Source organism: Streptomyces sp. NBC_01317 (assembly GCF_035961655.1).
Lineage (GTDB): Bacteria > Actinomycetota > Actinomycetes > Streptomycetales > Streptomycetaceae > Streptomyces.
On record NZ_CP108393.1, the window covers coordinates 2,340,699 to 2,362,409 of the forward strand.

The 21,711-nt window shown below is 71.6% G+C and carries 15 protein-coding genes; 3 read left to right on the forward strand and 12 right to left on the reverse strand.

The window, feature by feature from the left end:
- Nucleotides 1–44: 44 nt before the first annotated feature.
- From OG349_RS09680 to OG349_RS09695, 4 genes are all read right to left on the reverse strand, one after another.
- A complete protein-coding gene (locus OG349_RS09680; RefSeq protein ID WP_327234232.1) occupies nt 45–2,018 on the reverse strand; it encodes an acyl-CoA dehydrogenase family protein in 1,974 nt (657 codons plus the stop codon).
- A gap of 141 nt (nt 2,019–2,159) precedes the next feature.
- Nucleotides 2,160–3,605 (reverse strand): aldehyde dehydrogenase family protein, encoded by a 1,446-nt coding sequence (locus OG349_RS09685; protein WP_327234233.1) that lies wholly within the window; start codon nt 3,603–3,605, stop codon nt 2,160–2,162.
- Between the two features lie 918 nt (nt 3,606–4,523).
- Complete coding sequence (locus OG349_RS09690; protein WP_327234234.1) at nt 4,524–6,074, reverse strand: PucR family transcriptional regulator; 1,551 nt, start codon at nt 6,072–6,074, stop codon at nt 4,524–4,526.
- Between the two features lie 122 nt (nt 6,075–6,196).
- Nucleotides 6,197–8,395 carry an ATP-binding protein gene (locus OG349_RS09695; protein WP_327234235.1) on the reverse strand — a complete coding sequence of 733 codons (2,199 nt, stop codon included), beginning with the start codon at nt 8,393–8,395 and terminating at the stop codon, nt 6,197–6,199.
- A 280-nt stretch (nt 8,396–8,675) separates the two neighbouring features.
- Between OG349_RS09695 and gabT the strand changes: the two genes are divergently transcribed.
- Nucleotides 8,676–10,010 (forward strand): 4-aminobutyrate--2-oxoglutarate transaminase, encoded by a 1,335-nt coding sequence (gene gabT / locus OG349_RS09700; protein WP_327234236.1) that lies wholly within the window; start codon nt 8,676–8,678, stop codon nt 10,008–10,010.
- Between the two features lie 281 nt (nt 10,011–10,291).
- Nucleotides 10,292–11,044, forward strand: a complete 753-nt coding sequence (locus OG349_RS09705; protein WP_442806226.1) for a phosphatase PAP2 family protein — start codon at nt 10,292–10,294, stop codon at nt 11,042–11,044.
- On the opposite strand, the gene OG349_RS09710 is transcribed toward OG349_RS09705, so the two are convergent.
- From OG349_RS09710 to OG349_RS09745, 8 genes are all read right to left on the reverse strand, one after another.
- The gene (locus OG349_RS09710) at nt 11,032–12,858 is read right to left on the reverse strand and encodes a chitinase (protein ID WP_327234238.1); all 1,827 of its coding nucleotides are present in this window, start codon (nt 12,856–12,858) and stop codon (nt 11,032–11,034) included. The genes OG349_RS09705 and OG349_RS09710 overlap by 13 nt on opposite strands.
- Before the next feature lie 148 nt (nt 12,859–13,006).
- On the reverse strand, nt 13,007–13,444 hold the full coding sequence (locus OG349_RS09715; protein ID WP_327234239.1) for a hypothetical protein: 438 nt from the start codon (nt 13,442–13,444) through the stop codon (nt 13,007–13,009).
- Between the two features lie 155 nt (nt 13,445–13,599).
- Nucleotides 13,600–15,015 carry an NAD(P)/FAD-dependent oxidoreductase gene (locus tag OG349_RS09720; RefSeq protein ID WP_327234240.1) on the reverse strand — a complete coding sequence of 472 codons (1,416 nt, stop codon included), beginning with the start codon at nt 15,013–15,015 and terminating at the stop codon, nt 13,600–13,602.
- A 39-nt stretch (nt 15,016–15,054) separates the two neighbouring features.
- Nucleotides 15,055–15,858 (reverse strand): ABC transporter permease, encoded by an 804-nt coding sequence (locus tag OG349_RS09725; protein WP_327234241.1) that lies wholly within the window; start codon nt 15,856–15,858, stop codon nt 15,055–15,057.
- Nucleotides 15,858–16,811, reverse strand: a complete 954-nt coding sequence (locus OG349_RS09730) for an ABC transporter permease (RefSeq protein WP_327234242.1) — start codon at nt 16,809–16,811, stop codon at nt 15,858–15,860. Before OG349_RS09730 ends, OG349_RS09725 begins: the two co-directional genes overlap by 1 nt.
- Nucleotides 16,808–17,992 carry an ABC transporter ATP-binding protein gene (locus OG349_RS09735; protein ID WP_327234243.1) on the reverse strand — a complete coding sequence of 395 codons (1,185 nt, stop codon included), beginning with the start codon at nt 17,990–17,992 and terminating at the stop codon, nt 16,808–16,810. The genes OG349_RS09730 and OG349_RS09735 overlap by 4 nt, the downstream gene beginning before the upstream one ends.
- 45 nt (nt 17,993–18,037) lie before the next feature.
- Nucleotides 18,038–19,285 (reverse strand): ABC transporter substrate-binding protein, encoded by a 1,248-nt coding sequence (locus OG349_RS09740; protein ID WP_327234244.1) that lies wholly within the window; start codon nt 19,283–19,285, stop codon nt 18,038–18,040.
- Between the two features lie 51 nt (nt 19,286–19,336).
- Nucleotides 19,337–20,854, reverse strand: coding sequence for a gamma-aminobutyraldehyde dehydrogenase (locus tag OG349_RS09745; RefSeq protein WP_327234245.1), 1,518 nt, complete (start codon nt 20,852–20,854; stop codon nt 19,337–19,339).
- Between the two features lie 243 nt (nt 20,855–21,097).
- Between OG349_RS09745 and OG349_RS09750 the strand changes: the two genes are divergently transcribed.
- On the forward strand, nt 21,098–21,685 hold the full coding sequence (locus OG349_RS09750; RefSeq protein WP_327234246.1) for an NADAR family protein: 588 nt from the start codon (nt 21,098–21,100) through the stop codon (nt 21,683–21,685).
- Nucleotides 21,686–21,711: the final 26 nt, after the last annotated feature.

Consider the following 21,711-nt stretch of genomic DNA (forward strand, 5'->3'; position numbering starts at 1 on the left):
ACGGACGCGGCCCTGCCGCCACTGCCACCCACTCCCCCGCCGGGTCAGCCGATCCGGCGGTGGACGTTCTCCCGCCCGGACGGGCCCGGCGTCGCGTCCGCGATCCAGGGGCCGTCCCCGCTGGGGTCGACGATGCCTTCCTCCAGCCAGGTGTACGTACCGGACAGGACGCCGTCCACGACCTTGCGGTCGATCTCGTCCGTGTTGGACCAGAGCCGCGTGAACAGCTCCTCGACCCGGATTCTGGCCTGGCGGCAGAAGACGTCGGCCAGTTGGTACGCCTCGCGGCCGTGGTCGCCGCCGGTCCGCAGCATCTCGGCCCGTACACAGGCCGCGCTCATCGCGAAGATCTCCGCGCCGATGTCCACGATCCGCCCCAGGAAACCCTGTTTGGTCTCCATGCGGCCCTGCCAGCGGGACATCGCGTAGAACGTGGACCGGGCGAGCTTGCGCGAGGTCCGCTCGACGTACCGCAGGTGGACCGACAGGTCGGCGTGTCCGCTCGGGTGGAACTCCGCGTACGAGCCGGGGAGTTGGCCCGTACCGGCGACCAGTTTGGGCAGCCAGCGGGCGTAGAACCTGCCCGCCTGCGCGCCCGCCTTGGCCTTGTCCGAGAGGGACTTGTCGGGATCGATGATGTCGCCGGCCACCGCGAGGTGGGCGTCGACGGCCTCGCGGGCGATCAGCAGGTGCATGATCTCCGTCGAGCCCTCGAAGATGCGGTTGATGCGCATGTCCCTGAGCATCTGCTCGGCGGGGACGGCCCGTTCGCCGCGCGCCGCCAGCGACTCGGCGGTCTCGAAGCCCCGGCCGCCGCGGATCTGGACCAGTTCGTCGGCCATCCGCCAGCCCATCTCGGAGCCGTACAGCTTGGCCAGCGCGGCTTCGATCCGGATGTCGTTGCGGTCCTCGTCGGCCATCTGCGAGGAGAGGTCGACCACCGCCTCCAGCGCGAACGTGGTCGCCGCGATGAAGGAGATCTTCTCGCCCACGGCCTCGTGGCGGGCGACCGGCCTGCCCCACTGCTCGCGGGCCCCCGACCACTCGCGGGCCACCTTGAGACACCACTTGCCCGCGCCGACGCACATGGCGGGCAGCGAGAGGCGTCCGGTGTTCAGGGTGGTGAGCGCGATCTTGAGACCGGCGCCCTCCTCCCCGATGCGGTTCGCGGCCGGGACGCGGACCTGGTGGAAGCGGGTCACGCCGTTCTCCAGGCCGCGCAGGCCCATGAAGGCGTTGCGGTGCTCGACCGTGATGCCCGGGGAGTCGGCCTCCACGACAAACGCCGTGATGCCGCCCTTGCGGCCCTCGGCCTTCGGCACCCGGGCCATCACCACGAGGAGGTCGGCGACGACGCCGTTGGTGGTCCACAGCTTCACGCCGTCGAGCACGTAGTCGTCGCCGTCGGGGACGGCCGTGGTGGCCAGCCTGGCGGGGTCGGATCCCACGTCGGGCTCGGTGAGCAGGAAGGCGGAGATGTCCGTACGGGCCAGGCGCGGCAGGAAGGTGTCCTTCTGCTCCTGGGTGCCGAACATCTTGAGCGGCTGCGGTACGCCGATCGACTGATGGGCGGAGAGCAGCGCGCCGACGGCGGGGTTCGCGGAGCCGACGAGGGAGAGGGCCTTGTTGTAGTACACCTGGGTGAGGCCGAGACCGCCGTACTTGACGTCGATCTTCATGCCGAGCGCGCCCAGCTCCTTGAGGCCGGCGATCACCTCGTCGGGGATCCTCGCCTCGCGCTCAATGAGGGCGCCGTCGATCTCCCGGTCGCAGAACTCACGCAGCTTCGCCAGGAACGCCTCCCCCCGCCTGACGTCCTCGGACGCGGGCAAGGGGTGCGGGTGGATGAGGTCGAGACGGAAGCGGCCGAGGAACATCTCCTTGGCGAAGCTGGGCTTGCGCCAGCCCTGCTCGCGGGCGTCCTCGGCGACCTGTCGGGCCTCACGCTCGGAGACTGTGGGCCTGCCCTGCGGGTCCTTCGGTGCGGATGCTTCTGAGGGTGCGGATGGGGCGGACATGAGGAACTCACCTCGCCGCGATGTCGGGAGCGATGGACGGGTACCGGCCGGTTCTACTCGTCCGTATCTACCCGATATCCGACAGGTGCACCAGTGGTGGGCCGACCAATCGTTCGGCCCACCACGGTCCTGTACGCCCGGCTAGAGGTCCAGGCCCGTCAGGACCATCACACGCTCGTACGTGTAGTCCTCCATCGCGAACCGCACACCCTCCCTGCCGACGCCGGACTGCTTGGCACCGCCGTACGGCATCTGGTCGGCGCGGTACGAGGGGACGTCGCCGATGATCACACCCCCGACCTCCAGGGCGCGGTGGGCGCGGAAGGCGGCCTGGAGGTCGCGGGTGAACACCCCTGCCTGGAGGCCGTACTTGGACTCGTTCACGGCCTCGAAGGCGGCTTCCTCGCCCGTCACGCTGCGGAGGGTCAGGACCGGGCCGAAGACCTCCTCGCGGGCGAGCGTGACGTCCTCGGGGACGTCGGCGAGGACGGTGGGCGCGTACGAGGAGCCGTCCCGCTTGCCGCCGGTGAGCAGCCGGGCGCCCGCCTGTACGGCTTCGTCGACCCAGGACTCGACGCGCCGGGCGGCCTCCTCGCTGACGAGCGGGCCGACGTCGGTGGTGTCGTCGGACGGGTCGCCGGTGACCTGGGCCTCGACGGCGGCGACGATCCTCGGCACGAGCCGCTCGTACACGGCCGCGTCCGCGATCACACGCTGCACGGAGATGCAGGACTGGCCGCCCTGGTAGTTCGAGAACGTGGCGATGCGGGTCGCCGCGTGGTCAAGGTCCTGGTCGCTCGCGTAGTCGGCGAGGACGACGGCGGCGCCGTTGCCGCCGAGTTCGAGCGTGCAGTGCTTGCGCGGGACGGAGTCCATGATCGCGTAGCCGACCTTGTCGGAGCCGGTGAACGAGATCACCGGCAGCCGGTCGTCCTGGACGAGCGCGGGCATCCGGTCGTTCGGCACGGGCAGGACCGACCAGGCGCCGGCCGGCAGGTCCGTCTCCGCCAGCAGCTCGCCGAGGAGCAGCGCGGACAGGGGGGTCGCCGGGGCGGGCTTGAGGATGATCGGGGTGCCGACGGCGAGGGCGGGGGCGACCTTGTGGGCGCAGAGGTTGAGCGGGAAGTTGAACGGCGCGATGCCGAGGACGACGCCCTTGGGGAAACGCCGGGTCAGCGCGAGGCGGCCGGCGCCGCCCGCGTCGGTGTCGAGGCGCTGCGCCTCGCCGCCGTTGAACCGGCGGGCCTCCTCGGCGGCGAACCGGAACACGGAGACGGCGCGGCCGACCTCGCCCCTGGCCCACTTGAGGGGCTTGCCGTTCTCGGCGGAGATGAGGCGGGCGATGTCCTCGGCGCGTTCGCCGATCCGGCGCGATACGTGGTCGAGGGCGGTCGCCCTCTGGTGCGCGGGCGTCGCGGCGAAGGTGCCGCGCACGGCGTGGGCGGCTGCGACGGCCTCCTCGACCTGCTGCTCGGTCGGCACGGCGACGGTGCCGACGGGGCGGCCGTCCCAGGGGGAGGTCACGTCGAAGGTGTCCTCGCCGGTGGCCTGGCGGCCGGCGAGCCAGAAGGCGGTGGTGGGAGTCATGGGTCAACGGTAGGGGTGGGCGGGGGTTGGCCGGTTTGGCCGCGGTGGAGTAGTGGCGGGGCGTGGGACGCCGCTTTGGCAGGCCTGCCTGCCTGGTGGCCGCGTTGCGATTGGTGTTGTCCTCAGTCGCCGGACGGGCTTGTTTGTGGCGTCTGCCCGGTGCGGGCGGGTGCGGCTTACTGATTGTCCTCAATCGCCGGACGGGCTTGGTTGTGCCCGCTGCGGGCCGGTTGTTTGGGTGCGGGTCGGTTGCCGGGGGCCGGGCAGGGGTCGTGTCCTGCACTGCATGTTTTACGTCGCGTTCGGGGACTTGTTCAGTTCACCGGTAGCCACGCGACACAAAACACGCTCTACGTTCCGGACACGACCCCTGCCCGTCCCCCTTCCACGCCCGCGCCAAAACAAGACCAGGTCCGTCCGGCCTTGGAGGGCACCGGGGGCACCATCCAGCCCGTCCGGAGTTGGAGGACACCGGCGGCACGATCCAGCCCGTCCGGCGATTGAGGACATCGGTAACCCGCGCTCGCGCACCGGGCAGAGCCACAATCAAGCCCGTCCGGCGCTTGAGGACATCGGTAAGCGGCACCGTCCACCGGGCGGAGGCGAGGCGCCCCTGGCGGGCGGGTCGTTGCGTCTCCCCTCGGCGTGAGGGGGGTGGGGTCGGAGGAGGTGCGTGTGTCCGGACGTAAAGCGTGTTTTGTGGCGCATGGCGAACGTGAATGTCCGGGGTCCCCGAACGCGCCGTAAAACATGCAGTCCGGACATACGTACCTCCGCAGGCCCCACCCCCCGCCACCACGACAAACCCAGCCCGTCCGGCGATTGAGGACATCAGTAAGCCGCGCCAAACGCACCGGGGCGCAGACGCTCGTCCGGCGCAAGGACAAGCAACACGCGAAACGAACACCGTGGCAGAAGCTAGCGCTCAGACGTCTTCAGGGACAGCCACAGCTCCATGCGGACATCCGGGTCGTCCAGGGAGCGCCCCAGGATCTCCTCCACCCTCCGCATCCGGTAGCGCAGCGTATGCCGGTGGACGCCAAGATCCGCCGCCGCCGCGTCCCACTGGCCGTGGCGGGACAGCCACGCCCGGAGCGAGGCCACCAGATCGCCCCGGCCCTTCGCGTCGTGTTCGTACAGCGCCCGCAGCAGGCCGTCCGCGAACGCCCGCACCGCGTCGTCCGCCAGGAGCGGGAGGATCGAGCCCGCGGCCAGCTCCTCGTGCTCGACGAGCACCCGGCCCCGCCGCCGCGCCACGGTCAGCGCCGCCTCGGCCTGTTTGTACGCGCCGCCCACCGCGATGGGCCCCGTGGGCGCCGAGAGCCCGATCACGACGCCGCCGACCGCGGGGGTCGCGGGGTCCCCCAAGGAGGCCACCACCGCGCCGCCGTCCACCGCGAGCACCGCGAGCCGCTCCCCGTCCGGCACCGCCAGCACCGCCTCGCCCGCCCGCGCCCCCGCCGCCTCCAGCGCGTCCGACAGGGCCTCCAGGGCGCCGGGCTCCGTCGTGTCGGACTCCGGTTCGGCGATCAGCAGGCGGAACGGGGCGTCGAGAAGCCCGCCGTACAGCTCGCCCGCCACGGAGCGCGCGTGGTCGGGCTGCCCGGACAGCAGCATCCGCAGCACCGCCGCGCCCAGCCGCTGCTCGGCCTCCTGGAGGGCCCGAGAGCGCTCGGTCGTCAGCGTGAGGAGCGCGACCGCCGAGTGCACGGCGTACCGCTCGGCGGTGCCCAGCGCCGCGCCCGTACCGACCGCCAGTGCTCCGCCGGCCCGGCGGCCCGTGCCGAGGGACTGGAGTTCGACCCGGTCCTCGGCGCCGTCGCCGTGGCCCGTGTGCCCGACGACCACGCTCGCCGGCGCCGGCCGCTCCCGCAGCCGTTCCACGTCCGCCGTCAGCCGGGCCGCGCGCCGCGCCGCCCACTCGGGCGCGGCGGCGACGACCGCGCCGGTGGCGTCGTACAGCGCCGCCCAGCCGTCCACGTGCGCCGCGAGCCGGGCGAGCAGCGCGGCGGGTCCGTCGGCGAGCGCGGCGCGGGTCAGTTCGCGCTGGGCCTCGAAGCCCGCCGTGACGGCCCGGTACTGGTCCGCCGCGATCGCCGCCGACACCGCCTTGCTGATCGCCAGGAAGGGCGTGCGCCGGGGCACTTCGAGTAGGGGGAGCCCTTCGGCGCGCGCCGCGGCGACCAGCGCCTCCGGGACGGAGTCGTAGTTCACGCCCACCGCGAAGCCGAGCCCCGCGACCCCCGCGCCGACGAGCCGCCGTACGTACGCCGTCATGGCCTCCGGGTCCTCGGCGTCCAGCGTGGTGGCCGTCACGAGGAGCAGTTCACCGCCCTCCATGTACGGCACGGGGTCGGCCAGCTCGCTGGCGTGGGCCCAGCGCACGGGCGTCCGCAGCCGGTCCTCGCCCGCGCGCACCCTGAGGTGGAGGGCCGAGTGCTGCACGAGCGAGGCGAGCGTGGGCGGCATGGGGGACCCTAGGCCTTTGTCTGGGAACGTCGGGGACGTCCGGGAAACCGGCGGGCGAGTACGCCGTCCCGTACGAACGGCGTCCCCCAATCCTGCCAGCTTGTACGAACGCCGTGCCGGTCTCAGCCCCCCAGATCCACCAGCAGCGGCGGCGCGTGCTCGCCGCCGACCGTGCGCAGCGACAGCACGGCGTGCCCGGCGGGCACCGCGTGCGCGAGGTCGGAGGCGGACCACCGCTCGCGTTCGACCTGCCGTACGGTCACCGCGTCCGTCGTCACGGCCTTGCCGGTGACCAGCTTGCGGAAGGCGTGGATGGCCCTGGTCAGCGGCTGGTCGGCGAAGACCGTGCGCTGGGTGACGTCCCGGGTCTCGACCCATTCCGTGCCCCACGCCTCGGCGAACCGCTTGCCGTCCCAGGTCGTGATCCCGGAGAACGCCATCCGGCAGCCGACGGCCCCGAGCAGGGAGGTGTGCAGTGCTTCCGGTACGTCATCGAGCGTACGGAGAGTGAGCACGGCGCCCGCGTTGGCGGACCGCAACCGCTGTACGCCCCGCAGTGTCCCGGCGGTGAGGGTACGGGTGGCGTCGTCCAGGACGAGGCAGGCGAAGAGCGAGCGGTCGGCCCGGACTGCGGCGTTGGCGGTGAACTGGGCGAGGACGAGCCGCGCCAGCATCCGGGAGGCCTCGGCGTGCCCGCGCTCGGGCAGGTCGATGCGGACCCGCAGCGGGTGCTCCAGGGTGCGCAGGGAGAACGGCCTGGTGCGGCCGCTGGTGTCGAAGAACCCGGCGAAGGCGGGACGGTCGAGCAGGGCGATCCGGTCGGCCAGCGCGGGTCCCGGGTCGCCGGGGGTGCCCGACTGCCGTTCCCTGGTGTCGAGTTCGCGCCGCATGCCGTACTGGCCCTTGGTGTCGAGCGCCTCGCGCAGAGCGGCCAGGGCGGTGGGTTCGCCGTCGAGCAGTTCCCGCAGTTCCGGTACGGACGGCAGGCGGTCGTGGGCGGCGCGGAAGGGGCCGAGCAGCTGGGCGAGGGCGGTGGTGGCCCGCCGGCCGTCGGTGTCGGCGAGGTCGCCGACCAGGCCTTCGGCCAAAAGGGTGGCGGCTTCGTCCGGGTCGTTCGTACCGCCGTACAGGTCGAGGTCGTACGCGGAGGCGGGGTCGCCGAGGCCGACGACGACGTCGTACGCGTCGTCGGGGCCGAGGCGGGTGCCGGTGGCGCAGACGGCGATGACGGCGGCGCGGCCGGCGAGGGCCTGGAGGGCGAGCGACTCGACGACAGGGCGGACGAGGGCGCGGGTCTTGCCCGTGCCGGGCGGGCCGACGGCCAGCAGGGAGGTCCCGAGCAGGTCGGGGTCCAGGGCCAGTCCGGTCCCGCGGCGGGCGTACGGATTGCGCTGCCCGTCCTGGACCGTGCCGAGCAGCACCTGCCGCCCGAGCAGGTCGTGCCGGGCCGCGCGGACGGGGAGGTCGCGGGCGTGGGAGGGGTGGACGCAGGCCGCCGCGCCGTGCGCGCGGACCTCGTCGGTGAAGGCGGTGAGCCGGGAGGGGTCGGCGCGTACGGACTGCCAGGCGCGGCGGATCCGGGTGTAGTCGACGTCGTTCATCCGCCCGTCCCGCACCTCGGCGGCGAGCCGCGCGGCGATCTCCCCCTGCCCGGCGGCCCGCAGCTCGGGCCACTCGGCGAGGTCGTCCTCGGGGCCCGGCGGGGCGGGGGCGGTCGCGGTGTTCTGGGTGCGGGGGCCGAGGAGGCGGCGGGCGAGCTCGGCCCAGCGGCCGAGGCGGCCGAAGACGACGAGCATCACGATGATCATCAGTGCGTAGTAGACCTTGAGGGAGGTCTCGCCCGTGGTGGTCCCCGGCCAGGAGTCGGGGGTGAACGCGAGAAGCGGCCAGACCCAGACGCTGCCGAGGTAGCCGTTGTAGATCAGCGACCAGAGCAGCACTCCCGCGAGGAGTGAGATCAGGGCCCCGCTGATGAGCTGGCGCAGGGGGGCCCTCTCCGGTTCCTGATCCGCCCGTACGACATGGCCGTACGCCCAGGTCCCCGGCCCCGCGTGGACGCGGGGGACGTGCAGCCAGTCACGCAGCGTGGGTCCGGTGACGGGCCGGTGTTCCGGGGCGGGCGGAGGGTCCACGGGCCTCGGACGGGGTCCGGTGGCGGCCAGGGGAACCATCGGCGGGGGCACCGAGGGCGGCATGGGAGGCGGCGGCCCCGCCGGGCGGGGCACGGGGTGGGCGCGGGGGCCCTGGGAGTCGTCCCGCCGGCCGCCCGGTGAACCGGGCCTCGCATCGCCCCGCGCCTCGTACGTGCCGTCGGTGTCCATGAGCTCCTGCCCCCTGACCAGCCAGGTCCGATCTGTGTACCCGACTCAATGTATGGCCATCGCATGGAATTGACGGGTAGTTGGCCGTTCCGCGGTCGCACAGGTGTCGCCCCTCCCCCACCCCCGCCCACCCCCCTATGTCCGCCACGGACAAACGACACGCCCGGACCACTACCGAACGGCGCATGCCCGGGTCGGTGTCGCGCGCCTAGCCTGCGGGAAAGCGCCGCGTCCACGTCCGAGTCCGGAGCATCGCCGGAACACCCCCCAGGAGCCCCTCATGACCGCCATCCCGCAGGAGCGCCGTCTTCTCACCGCCATCCCAGGACCCCGGTCGCTGGAGTTGCAGGCCCGGCGTACCGCCGTGGTCGCCGCCGGGGTGGCGTCCACGCTGCCCGTGTTCGCCGCGCGCGCCGGGGGCGGGGTCCTGGAGGACGTGGACGGGAACCGGCTGATCGACTTCGGGTCCGGGATCGCGGTCACCACGGTCGGCGCCAGCGCCGAGGCCGTCGTGCGCCGGGCCACCGCGCAGCTCGCGGACTTCACCCACACCTGTTTCATGGTCACGCCGTACGAGGGGTACGTCGAGGTCTGCGAGCGGCTCGCCGAGCTGACTCCCGGCGACCACGCGAAGAAGTCCGCGCTCTTCAACTCGGGCGCCGAGGCCGTCGAGAACGCCGTGAAGATCGCGCGCAGTTATACGAAGCGGCAGGCGGTGGTCGTGTTCGACCACGCCTACCACGGCCGTACGAACCTCACCATGGCGCTGACCTCGAAGAACATGCCGTACAAGAACGGCTTCGGGCCGTTCGCCCCGGAGATCTACCGGGTGCCGGTCGCCTACGGCTACCGCTGGCCGACCGGCCCCGAGAACTGTGGCGCCGAGGCGTCCGCGCAGGCCATCGATCAGATCACCAAGCAGATCGGCGCCCGGAACGTCGCCGCGATCATCATCGAGCCCCTGCTCGGCGAGGGCGGTTTCATCGAGCCGGCCAAGGGATTCCTGCCCGCGCTCGCGCGGTTCGCGCAGGACAACGGCATCGTGTTCGTGGCGGACGAGATCCAGTCCGGTTTCTGCCGTACGGGCCAGTGGTTCGCGTCCGAGGACGAGGGCGTCGTGCCCGACCTGATCACCACGGCGAAGGGCATCGCGGGCGGCCTGCCGCTCGCCGCCGTGACAGGCCGCGCGGAGATCATGGACGCGGCGCACGCGAGCGGGCTGGGCGGTACGTACGGCGGGAACCCGGTGGCCTGCGCCGCCGCGCTCGGCGCGATCGAGACGATGAAGGAGCTGGACCTCGTCTCGAAGGCCCGGCGCATCGAGGAGATCATGAAGGCCCGGCTCTCCGCGATGAGCGAGAAGTACGACGTGATCGGCGACGTCCGGGGCCGCGGCGCGATGATCGCGATCGAGCTGGTGAAGGACCGGGGCACCAAGGAGCCGGACCCGGAGACGACCGGCGCGCTGGCGAAGGCGTGCCACGCCGAGGGGCTGCTGGTCCTCACCTGCGGTACGTACGGCAATGTGCTGCGCTTCCTGCCGCCGCTGGTGATCGGCGAGGACCTGCTCACCGAGGGCCTGGACATCATCGAGTCGGCGCTCGCCGCGCTCTGAGCGGGCGAAACGGGTGTCATGGTCAGGAGCCGCTGGTCAGGGCGTGTGAAGAAGGTGTGCGAGGGCGATGGCGGCTCTGTTCTGCCGCTGTCCGTCGTCCCCGCCCTGACGTACGGTTCGGGCAGATGAGAGAAACACCCCGCTCGCAGGGGACTGCGGGCGACACCGGTTCGGGGCGTCCCCAGCACCGTTCCGGCCGTGCCTTCGCGCACACCACCGGAGCTTCAGGCTCCGGATCTCCTCACGGATCGGACGGCCGCACGGCCCAAACCCCCCGGGGCGTGCGGCACACCGGTCCTGTCGGCCGCCCTGGAACCACCCCCCCTGTTCCAGGGCGGCCGCTCTCTCATCCCTTCGCGGTCCTCTCCCGCTTCTTCTCGGTCTTCTCCGTTCCGCGCCGCCCGTGGCACTCCCGGCGCGCGTGGCTCTTCACGCTGTGCGCGGTCCTCTTCGCCCTCGTCACCTGGCAGGCCGCCGCCGGCGGTCCGGTACGCCGGGCCGACGAGCGTCTGGAGCTGTCCCTCGCGGGTCACGGCCCCCGGCCCCTGACCGAACTCTTCGCCGATCTCGGCAGTGTGGTCGTCGCCCTGCCCGTCCTGGCGCTGGTTCTCGGGTACGTGGTGTGGCGCGGGCGGCCCGACCGGGCTCTGGCCGCCGCGCTCACCATGGTGGCCGTGCCCGTCCTGGTCGTCCCGCTCAAGTTCTGGATCGACCGGCGGGGACCGCTGACCGACGCCACCGGGTACTACCCGTCCGGCCATACGGCGACCGCGATGGTCGCGTACGGAGCGGCGGCGCTGCTCCTCGCCCCGTACGCCGGCCTCAGACGGACGGTGCCCGTCGCCGTCCTGCTCACCCTGGCGACGGGCACCGGTCTGCTCCTGCGTGGCTACCACTGGCCGCTGGACGTCCTCGGCAGTCTGGCGCTCGGCGGGATGCTGCTGCTCCTGCTGGACCGGGCGCTGCGGGCAGCGGACTCCCGGCGAGCGGAGCGGTCAGGGAAAGCGGCGGGCGTCAGCGGTCACGGGAAGTAGGCGTCGAAGTTCCGCGAGAACTCCTGGCCGTTGAACCGGTCCCAGTTGATCGACCAGGTCATCAGTCCGCGCAGCGCGGGCCAGGTGCCGTGGGTCTGGTAGGAACCGCAGTCCGTCTTCTTCGTGAGGCAGTTCAGCGCCTTGTTGACCTCGGTCGGGGTGGTGTAGCCGTTGCCCGCCTGGGTCGAGGCCGGGAGGCCGATGGCGACCTGGTCGGGGCGCAGCGCCGGGAAGACCCGTGACGTGTTGCCGGCCACCGGGAAGCCGGTGAGCAGCATGTCGGTCATGGCGATGTGGAAGTCGGCGCCGCCCATGGAGTGGTACTGGTTGTCGAGGCCCATGATCGAGCCCGAGTTGTAGTCCTGGACGTGCAGCAGGGTGAGGTCGTCGCGCAGGGCGTGGATGACCGGCAGGTACGCGCCGGCGCGCGGGTCCTGGCCGCCCCAGGGGCCCGAGCCGTAGTACTGGTAGCCGAGCTGTACGAAGAAGGTCTCGGGGGCCATGGTGAGGACGAAGCCCGCCCCGTACTTGGCCTTGAGGGTCTTGATCGCGGAGATCAGGTTGACGATGACCGGGGTGGTGGGGCTGCGGAAGTCGGTGTCGCCGGTGTTGAGGGAGAGGGAGTGGCCCTCGAAGTCGATGTCCAGGCCGTTGAGGCCGTACTCGTCGATGATCTTCGAGACCGAGGAGACGAAGGTGTCCCGGGCGGCGGTCGTGGCGAGCTGGACCTGGCCGTTGGCGCCGCCGATGGAGATCAGCACCTTCTTGCCGGCCGCCTGCTTGGCCTTGATGGCGGCCTTGAAGTCGGCGACGGACTCGACGTTCGGGCATTCGGCGACCGGGCAGAGGCTGAACCGGATGTCGCCGGAGGTCACCGAGGTGGGCTCGCCGAAGGCCAGGTTGATGACGTCCCACGAGGCGGGGACGTCGGCCATGCGGGTGTAGCCGGAGCCGTTGGCGAAGCTGGAGTGGAGGTAGCCGACGAGGGCGTGCGCGGGCAGGGTCGTACCGCCGCCTCCGCCGCCGCCCGAGGCGCTCGTGGTGGCGGAGACCGCCGGGGAGAGCGCCGAGGCGCCGCCGCTGTTGGTCGCGGCGACCTGGAAGCTGTACGCGGTGGACGCGTTGAGCCCGGAGACGGTCGCGGACGTGCCGGTGACGTCCAGGGCCTTGGTGCCGCCGCGGTAGACGGTGTAGCCGGTGGCGCCGGTGACGCCCGTCCAGGAGAGGCTGACCGAGGACGACGTGACGCCGGTGGACCTGAGGCCGGCGGGGACGGCCGGGGGCTGGGTGGGCGTGCCGCCGGGGCCGACGAGCGTGACGTCGTCGGCGTAGTAGGTCGGCGTGCCGTACCAGCCGTTGAGGTAGATCGTCACGGACGTGGTGGACGGTCCCGAGCGGAAGCTCGTGGTGAGCTTCTGCCAGTCGGGCGCGGACTGCGTCCAGGTGGAGACGTCGGTGGTGCCGGTGCCGGAGGCGCCGAGGTAGACGTAGCTGCCCCGGACCCAGGAGCTCAGCGTGTACGCGGAGTCGGGCTTGACCGTGACGGTCTGGGAGCACTTGGCGTTGTCGTTGCCCGCGGGCGTGCCGCGCAGGGCGCCGGTGCCGGCGTGGACGGGGGTGGTGACGGCCGCGCCGCTGCCCGCGGTACAACTCCAGCCGCTCAGGCCGGACTCGAAGCCGCCGTTGACGGCGAGGTCCGCGTCGGCGGCGCGCGCGGTCTGCGCGGTGGCGACGAGGCCGCCCGCGGCGAGCAGGGCCGCCGCGAAGGCGGCCACCAGTCTTGGGTACAGAGCAGGACGTCTCGTGCGTTCCACAACTGCCTCCGGGCATGGGGGAAATGAGGGGGCGGGTGGCGCACAGCATGGTCCAGACCAATTGGTGTGGTCAAGACCTCTGAGGGCATCGGCCGCGCATCGGATGCCCTACGCGCCGCTCTCCCGCCCACCACCCGCCGGACAGGCTCTAACCTGCCGCCGCCTCGTGCATCGCCAGTTCCAGCAGCGCGGGGTCGGTCAGGGTGCCCGAGCCGTCCGGCGGGATCAGCCAGCGCACCCCGCCGCTGGCACGTCCCGGGTACGGCACGACGATCCAGGTCCCGTGGCCCGCGCCGCGCACCCCCGTACCCAGCCAGCGGGCCGCCGTGCCCGGTGGTACGAAGAACCCCATGCGGGAATCGCCGAAGCCGGCGAGGACCGGGCCCGGCCGTTCGATGAGCCGGGTGAGCACGTCGAGCGTCGGATAGCCCAGCTCCCCCGGCAGAATCAGTACGTCCCAGCGCCGGCCGGCCGGCAGCAGCGCCACCCCGAGCGGGCTGCGCTCCCACTCCCACCGGCAGGCATCGGGATCCGGTGCCACCGATACCAGCCACTCCACCGCGCTCTTGGCCCCCGAGCCAGTCATCTGTCCGGCCTCCCATCCGTGTTGTTGGACAGTACGTCCATACGGGGAGAGACACAGGTGGCGCCCGATGATGACGCGGGTTCGGCGGCCCATTTGAAACGCGCGGCCCAACCTACTGACGGCGCAACCGAATTGCGAGTCCGCCCACAGCCAACTCAGCTGTCGAAGCCGAGCCCCAGCCGGTCCATCGTCCGCAGCCACACGTTGCGCCGCCCGCCGTGCGCGTCGGCGCGGGCCAGCGACCACTTGGTGAGGCCGATCCCGGCCCAGGCGGCGGGTTCCGGCGGGAACGGCAGCGGTTTGGTGCGCACCATCTCCAGTTCGGTGCGTACGGTCCGCTTCCCCGCCAGCAGGTCGAGCATCACCTCCCCGCCGAAGCGGGTGGCGCCGACCCCGAGGCCGGTGTATCCGGCGGCGTACGCGACCCGGCCGTCGTACGCCGTACCGAAGAAGGCCGAGAAGCGCGAGCAGGTGTCGATCGCGCCGCCCCAGGCGTGGCTGAAGCGGATCCCCTCCAGCTGCGGGAAGCAGCGGAAGAAGTGGGAGGCGAGCGTCAGGTACGTCTCGGGCCGGTGGTCGAGGGCGGGGTCGAGCCGGCCTCCGTACGGGTAGATCGCGTCGTAACCGCCCCACAGGATGCGGTGGTCGGCGGTGATACGGAAGTAGTGGAACCGGTTCGCGCTGTCGCCCAGGCCCTGGCGGTTGCGCCAGCCCACGGAGGCGAGCTGGGCGTCCGTCAGCGGCTCGGTCGTCAGGGCGTAGTCGTACACCGGCACCGTGTACGGCCGCACCCGCTTGACCAGCGACGGGAAGATGTTGGTGCCGAGGGCGACCCGCCGGGCGAAGACCCGTCCGTACGGGGTGCGGACCGCCATGCCGGTGGCCGTGCGGGCCAGTTCCAGGCCGCGGGTGTTCTCGTAGATCCGTACGCCCAGGGCGGTGACGGCCCGTTTGAGGCCCCACACCAGCTTCGCCGGATGCAGCATGGCCACCCCGTGGGGGTCGTGCAGCCCGCCCAGGAAGGTCGGCGAGTCGACCTCGGCCCTGACCGCGTCCCGGTCCAGCAGTTCGAGCCCGGTGGCGCCGGACGTCACCGCCGCCTCGTACGTCTCGCGCAGGTCGGCCAGCTGGTACGGCTCGGTCGCCACGTCGATCTCGCCGCTGCGCTCGAAGTCGCAGTCCAGGGAGTAGCGGGCGACGGCCGCCTCGATGGCGTCGAGGTTGCGCGCGCCCAGCTCTTCGAGGGTGGCCAGCTCACCGGGCCAGCGGGCGAGGCCGTTGCTGAACCCGTGGGTGAGGGAGGCGGCGCAGAAGCCGCCGTTGCGGCCCGAGGCGGCCCAGCCCGCCTCACGGCCCTCGATCAGGACGACCTCACGGTCCGGGTCGCGCTCCTTGGCGAGGAGGGCGGTCCACAGCCCGCTGTACCCGCCGCCGATCACCAGCAGGTCGCAGCGCTCGTCGCCGGTGAGGGCGGGCAGGGCCCCGGGGCGGCCGGGGTCGTCCAGCCAGTACGAGAGCGGCTGCGCGTCGGACAGTGAGGCGGCGGCGGTACGCATGGCGCTTGGGGCCATGTCTTCCAACTCCCTCGGAGTTCTCAGGTGGTGAAGTGCTCAGGTGGTGGCGGTCTTCCGCCGGCGGTTGCTGATCAGCTGCCCGGCGCCCACCAGCGCCACGGCAATGATGAACATCGCCGTGCCGATCACGTTGATCTGCACCGGCGTGCCGCGCTGCGCCGAGCCCCAGACGAACATGGGGAAGGTCACGGTCTGGCCGGCGTTGAAGTTGGTGATGATGAAGTCGTCGAACGACAGCGCGAACGCGAGCAGCGCGCCCGCCGCTATGCCGGGGGCGGCGATCGGCAGGGTGACCCGTACGAACGTCTGCACCGGCCCCGCGTAGAGGTCGCGGGCCGCCTCTTCGAGCCGGGGGTCCATGGACAGGACCCGCGCCTTGACGGCCGTCACCACGAAGCTGAGGCAGAACATGATGTGGGCGATGAGGATGGTCGTGAAGCCCAGCTGCGCGCCCAGGTTGAGGAAGAGCGTGAGCAGCGAGGCCGCCATGACGACCTCGGGCATGGCCATCGGCAGGAAGATCAGCGAGTTGATCGCGCCGCGCGCCCGGAAGCGGTAGCGGACGAGCGCGAAGGCGATCATCGTGCCGAGGACGGTGGCGCCGATCGTGGCGAACGTGGCGAGCTGCAGCGAGAGGCTCAGCGAGCCGCACAGGTCGGCCACCCCGCAGGGGTCCTTCCAGGCGTCCAGGGAGAAGGTCTGCCAGGAGTAGTTGAAGCGCCCCTGGGGCTTGTTGAACGAGAAGACCATCACGACGACGTTCGGGACGATCATGTACGCGAGCGTCAGCAGGCCCGCGATGACGACCAGGTTCCGCCTGATCCAGCGAACAGCACCCATCAGAGCAGTTCCTCCGTCCCCGCGCGGCGGATGTAGAAGGTGACCATCAGCAGGACGACGGCCATCAGGATGAAGGAGAGCGCGGCCGCCGTCGGGTAGTCGAGGACCCGCAGGAACTGCGTCTGGATGACGCTGCCGATCATCTTGGTGTCGGTGGAGCCGAGCAGTTCCGCGTTGACGTAGTCGCCGCTCGCCGGGATGAAGGTGAGCAGCGTGCCGGAGACGACCCCCGGCAGGGAGAGCGGGAAGGTCACCTTGCGGAAGGTGGTCAGGGGCCGGGCGTAGAGGTCGCCGGCGGCTTCGTGGAGCCGGCCGTCGATCCGCTCCAGCGAGGTGTAGAGCGGCAGGATCATGAACGGCAGGAAGTTGTACGTCAGACCGCAGACGACCGCCATCGGCGTGGCGAGGACGCGGTCGCCCTCGGTCCAGCCGAGCCAGCTGGTGACGTCCAGGAGGTGCAGCGAGTTCAGGACTTCGACCACCGGGCCGCCGTCGCTGAGGATCGTCTTCCAGGCGAGCGTGCGGATCAGGAAGCTGGTGAAGAACGGTGCGATGACCAGGACCAGCACCAGGTTGCGCCAGCGTCCCGCCTTGAAGGCGATGAGGTACGCGAGCGGGTAGCCGAGCAGCAGGCACAGGATCGTCGCCGTGCCCGCGTACAGCAGGGAGCGCACGAACTGGGGCCAGTACTCCTGGAGCGCGTCCCAGTACGTCTGAAAGTGCCAGGTGACCTCGAAGCCCGCTTCGAGGGACCCGGTCTGGACGGACGTGGAGGCCTGGTAGACGAGCGGCAGGGCGAAGAAGACCAGCAGCCAGAGGATGCCGGGCAGGAGCAGCCAGTACGGGACGAGCCGCTTGCGCCGGGAGACCTTGTGCGGGGGGATCCCGGCCGGCCCGGCGGCCGGCGGGGTGGGCGGGCCCGGCGGCGCGGGCGGCGCTTCTGTGGCGGTCACGAGGCCTCCCCGTCCGCCGTCTCCGTACCGTCGGCGCCCGTCGTCCCGGCGAGCGGGGACTGCGCGGCGTCCAGGCCGAAGGTGTGCGCGGGGTTCCAGTGCAGGACGACCTCCGCGCCGGCCACCAGGCGGGTGTCGCGCTCGATGTTCTGCGCGTACACCTCCAGGCCGGCACCGGCCGGGCTGTCGATGACGTACTGCGTCGAGACGCCGATGAAGCTGGAGTCCACGATCCGGCCCGCGACCCGGTTGCGGCCCTCGGGGATGCTCCCGGCGTCGTCCGCGTGCGCGAGGGATATCTTCTCGGGGCGTACGCCGACGAGGAGCGTGCCGCCGCTGGTCGTCGGCGCCGAACACCGGCCCGCCGGGAGCAGCAGCTTGGCGCCGCCGACCGTCACCACGACGTCCCCGCCGTTCTTCTCGGCGACCTCGGCCTCGATGAGGTTGGAGGTGCCGAGGAAGTTGGCGACGAAGGTGGTGTTGGGGTTCTCGTACAGGTCGGCGGGGCTGCCCAGCTGCTCCACCACACCCCCGTTCATCACCGCGACCGTGTCGGCCATCGTCATGGCCTCCTCCTGGTCGTGGGTGACGTGGATGAAGGTGATGCCGACCTCGGTCTGGATCCGCTTGAGCTCCAGCTGCATCGTGCGGCGCAGCTTGAGGTCGAGGGCGCCCAGCGGCTCGTCGAGCAGGAGCACCTGCGGGTGGTTGATCAGGGCGCGGGCGACGGCGACGCGCTGCTGCTGGCCGCCGGAGAGCTGGTGGGGCTTGCGGCGGGCGAAGTCGCCGAGCTGGACGAGGTCGAGCATGTCGCCGACCTGCTTGCGTACGGACTTCACCCCGCGGCGGCGCAGACCGAAGGCGACGTTCTCGTAGATGTCGAGGTGCGGGAAGAGCGCGTAGCTCTGGAAGACGGTGTTGACGGGGCGTTTGTACGGCGGCAGGTCGGTGACGTCCTTGTCGCCGAGGAAGACCGAGCCGGTGGTCGGTTCCTCCAGTCCCGCGATCATCCGCAGGGTGGTGGTCTTGCCGCAGCCGGAGGCGCCGAGGAGCGCGAAGAACGAGCCCTGGGGCACGGTGAGGTCGAGCGGTTTGACGGCGTGGAAGGAGCCGTACGTCTTGCTGATCCCGGTGAGGCGGACGTCGTCGCCGCCGTGGCCGGTGGGTGCGGTCTCTGTCATGGGTCACGATCCCGGGGGCTGGGAGGGAGTGGGCGGGCGAGCGGCTCAGGCGCCGATGAGCTTGGCGAACTTCCCCTCGTACGCCGTCTCCTCCTTGCTGCTGAGGGAGCGGAAGGCGTGCGAGGCGGCGGCCATGGCCGCGTCCGGGAGGATCAGGGTGTTGTCCGCCATCGACTTGTCGATCTTCGTCAGCTCCGCGCGTACCCCGTCCACCGGACAGACGTAGTTGATGTACGCGGCGAGCTGGGCGGCGATCGGCGGCTGGTAGTAGTGGTCGATGAGCTTCTCGGCGTTGGTCTTGTGCCGCGCCTTGGCCGGGACCAGCAGGTTGTCGCTGGAGATGATGTAACCGCTCTCCGGGATGGTGAACTTGATGTCCGGGTTGTCCGCCTGGAGCTGGACGATGTCCCCGGCCCAGGCGACACAGGCCGCGATGTCGCCCTTGTCGAGGTCGGCGGTGTAGTCGTTGCCGGTGAAGCGGCGGATCTGCTGGTTGTCGACGCCCTTCTGGAGCCGGGCGATCGCCGCGTCGAAGTCGTCGTCCGTGAACGACCCGGGGTCCTTGCCGAGGTCGAGGAGGGTCATCCCGACGGAGTCGCGCATCTCGGAGAGGAAGGCGACCCGCCCCTTGAGCGCCGGGTCGTCGAGCAGCTGGCTGACCGACTCGACCTTGCGGCCCTTGGTCGCCTTGGCGTTGTAGGCGATGACGGTCGGGATACCGGTCCAGGGGTACGAGTAGGCCCGGCCCGGGTCCCAGTCGGGCATGCGGAACTGCTCGGCGAGGTTGGCGAACGCGTGCGGGAGGTTCGAGGGGTCGAGCTTCTGCGCGTACCCGAGCCTGATCATGCGGGCGGCCAGCCAGTCCGTGACACATATGAGGTCACGGCCGGTGTCCTGGCCGGCCGCGAGCTGCGGCTGGATCTTGCCGAAGAACTCGACGTTGTCGTTGATGTCCGCCGTGTACTTCACCGCGATCCCGGTGCGCCGGGTGAAGGCCTCCAGCGTCGGGTAGTGCTTCTCGTCCTCGCTGGTGTCCATGTACTCGGTCCAGTTGGAGAAGACGACCCGCTTCTCCTTCGCCGAGTGGTCCGTGGACGCCGGGCCGTCCTCGTCCCGCTTGGCGGGCGGGATCCCGCAGGCGCTCAGACCGGCGAGGCCGCCGACGGTGAGCGCGCCGACACCGGTGGCGCGCAGCAGCGAGCGGCGGGAGAGGGCGCCCCTGCCGCTGGTCAGGGTGCGCCGCATCGCGGCCAGTTGGGCGGCCGACGGACGGTCGGGCTCGTACTGCTCCATGCGCTGTGCCCTTTCGGGTGGGTGGTTACGGCCGGATCCACAAGGCACCCGTTAGGGGCGGTCCCCGAAGATCGTGCGGTGCCAGTCCTTCCGTGCCACCGCGGTGTTGTCGAACATCACATGCTTGATCTGCGTGTATTCCTCGAACGAGTACGCGGACATGTCTTTGCCGAAGCCGCTGGCCTTGTAGCCGCCGTGCGGCATCTCGCTGATGATCGGGATGTGGTCGTTGACCCAGACGCAGCCGGCCTGGATTTCCCGGGTGGCGCGGCCCGTGCGGTAGACGTCACGGCTCCAGACGGAGGCGGCGAGACCGTACGGGGTGTCGTTCGCGAGGGCGATGCCTTCGTCGTCGGTGTCGAAGGGGAGGACGACCAGGACCGGGCCGAAGATCTCGGACTGGACGGCCTCGCTGTCCTGCGGGGCGTCGGCGATCAGCGTGGGCCGGTAGTAGGCGCCGTCCTTGAATACGCCGCCCGGTGCCTCGCCGCCGGTCACGACACGCGCGTAGCCGCGGGCCCGGTCGACGACGGCCGCGACGCGGTCGCGGTGGGTGTGGGTGATCAGCGGGCCGAGGTCGGTGGCCGGGTCGGCGGGGTCGCCCAGGCGGACGGTCTCCATCAGTGCGGCGACCCCGCTGACGAACGCCTCGTACAGGGGGCGTTGCACGTACGCGCGGGTGGCGGCGGTGCAGTCCTGGCCGCCGTTGATGAGCGCTCCGGCGACGGCGCCGTGGATCGCGGCCTCCAGGTCGGCGTCGTCCAGGACCAGGAAGGGCGCCTTGCCGCCGAGTTCGAGGTGGAGGCGGGTGACGGTGGCGGCGGCGATCTCGGCGACCCGCTTGCCGACCGGCGTGGAGCCGGTGAAGGAGGTCATCACGACGTCGGGGTGGGCGACGAGCCGCTCCCCCGCGTCCCGGCCCGAGCCGGAGACGATGTTGATGACCCCGTCGGGCAGTCCGGCCCGCTGGGCGGCCTGGGCGAACATCAGCGAGGTGAACGGGGTGATCTCGGCGGGCTTGAGCACGATGGTGTTGCCCGCGGCGACGGCCGGGAGGATCTTCCAGGCGGCCATCTGGAGCGGGTAGTTCCAGGGGGCGATCGAGCCGACGACCCCGAGGGCCTCGCGGCGTACGTAGGAGGTGTGGTCGGCGCTGTACTCACCGGCGGAGACGCCGTCGAGGTGGCGGGCGGCGCCCGCGAAGAACGCGGTGTTGTCGATCGTGCCCGGTACGTCGAACTCGGTGGCGAGCCTGATCGGTTTGCCGCACTGGAGCGATTCCGCGTACGCGAAGTCCGCGGCCTGCTCGGTGAGGACGGCGGCGAGGCGGTGCAGGGCGTCGGAGCGCTCACCGGGGGTGGCGGCCGACCAGCCGGGGAAGGCGGCGCGCGCGGCGGCGACGGCGTCGTCCACGTCGGCGGTGCCCGCCAGTTCGTACGTGTGGACCTCTTCACCGGTCGCCGGGTCGGTGACCGCCTGCATGCGCCCCGAGGTGCCGGGGCGCAGCCGGCCCCCGATGAACTGCGCGCCGGCCGCGAAGCGGTCCCGCACCTGGAAGCGGTTGCCCATGACGCTCTCCGATGTTCCGGCCGGCGTTCCGGCGGTGCCCCCGTACCGGCGGTCCCGCACGCCGGTCGTGGTTCCAGTCGTTGTCCGGCTTCAATTGAGTGCCGATCCTGACAGAGCACGTCCACCTCAACAAGGGATTCCGTTGTTGCCTTTTGGTTACGCGACGGAATCGGTGGACCGTGTGTCGTGTCGGGGGGCTGATCGCCGTACGGAGTGTCAGTGGTGACCGGCAGACTCCCGTGCATGGAAGAACACACGGGGAGCACGGAACACACGGGGAGCACGGTCCGCACGGCCGCCGACCTGGTCACGCGGGCGGAGCGCGGCGGGACGGTGAAGTATCTGTGCTTCTGGGGGCACACACCGAAGGCGGACGGCACGCTCGGGGCCGGCTGTCTCAGCCAGTGGTGGCCGTCGCCGTTCACGGTGGACGGGGTGGAGTACGCGACGGCCGAGCACTGGATGATGGCGGCCAAGGCCCGGCTCTTCGAGGACCCGGAGGCCGAGCGCGAGGCCGTGGCGGCGGCGAACCCGGCCCTCGCCAAGAAGGCGGGCCGCCTGGTGCGCGGCTTCGACCAGGCCGTCTGGGAGCGCGAGCGGTTCGCCGTGGTGGTGGAGGGCAGCGTCCACAAGTTCGGGCAGGACCCCGCGCTGCGGGAGTTCCTGCTGGGCACGGGCGGGCGGGTGCTCGTCGAGGCCAGCCCCAGGGACCGGATCTGGGGCATCGGACTGTCGGCGCGGGACGAGCGGGCGCGGGACCCCGCCCGGTGGCGCGGCCTGAACCTGCTGGGTTTCGCCCTGATGGAGGCGCGGGAACGGCTCCGGACCTGAGGGTTACGGGGTCGGCCGGGGGTCAG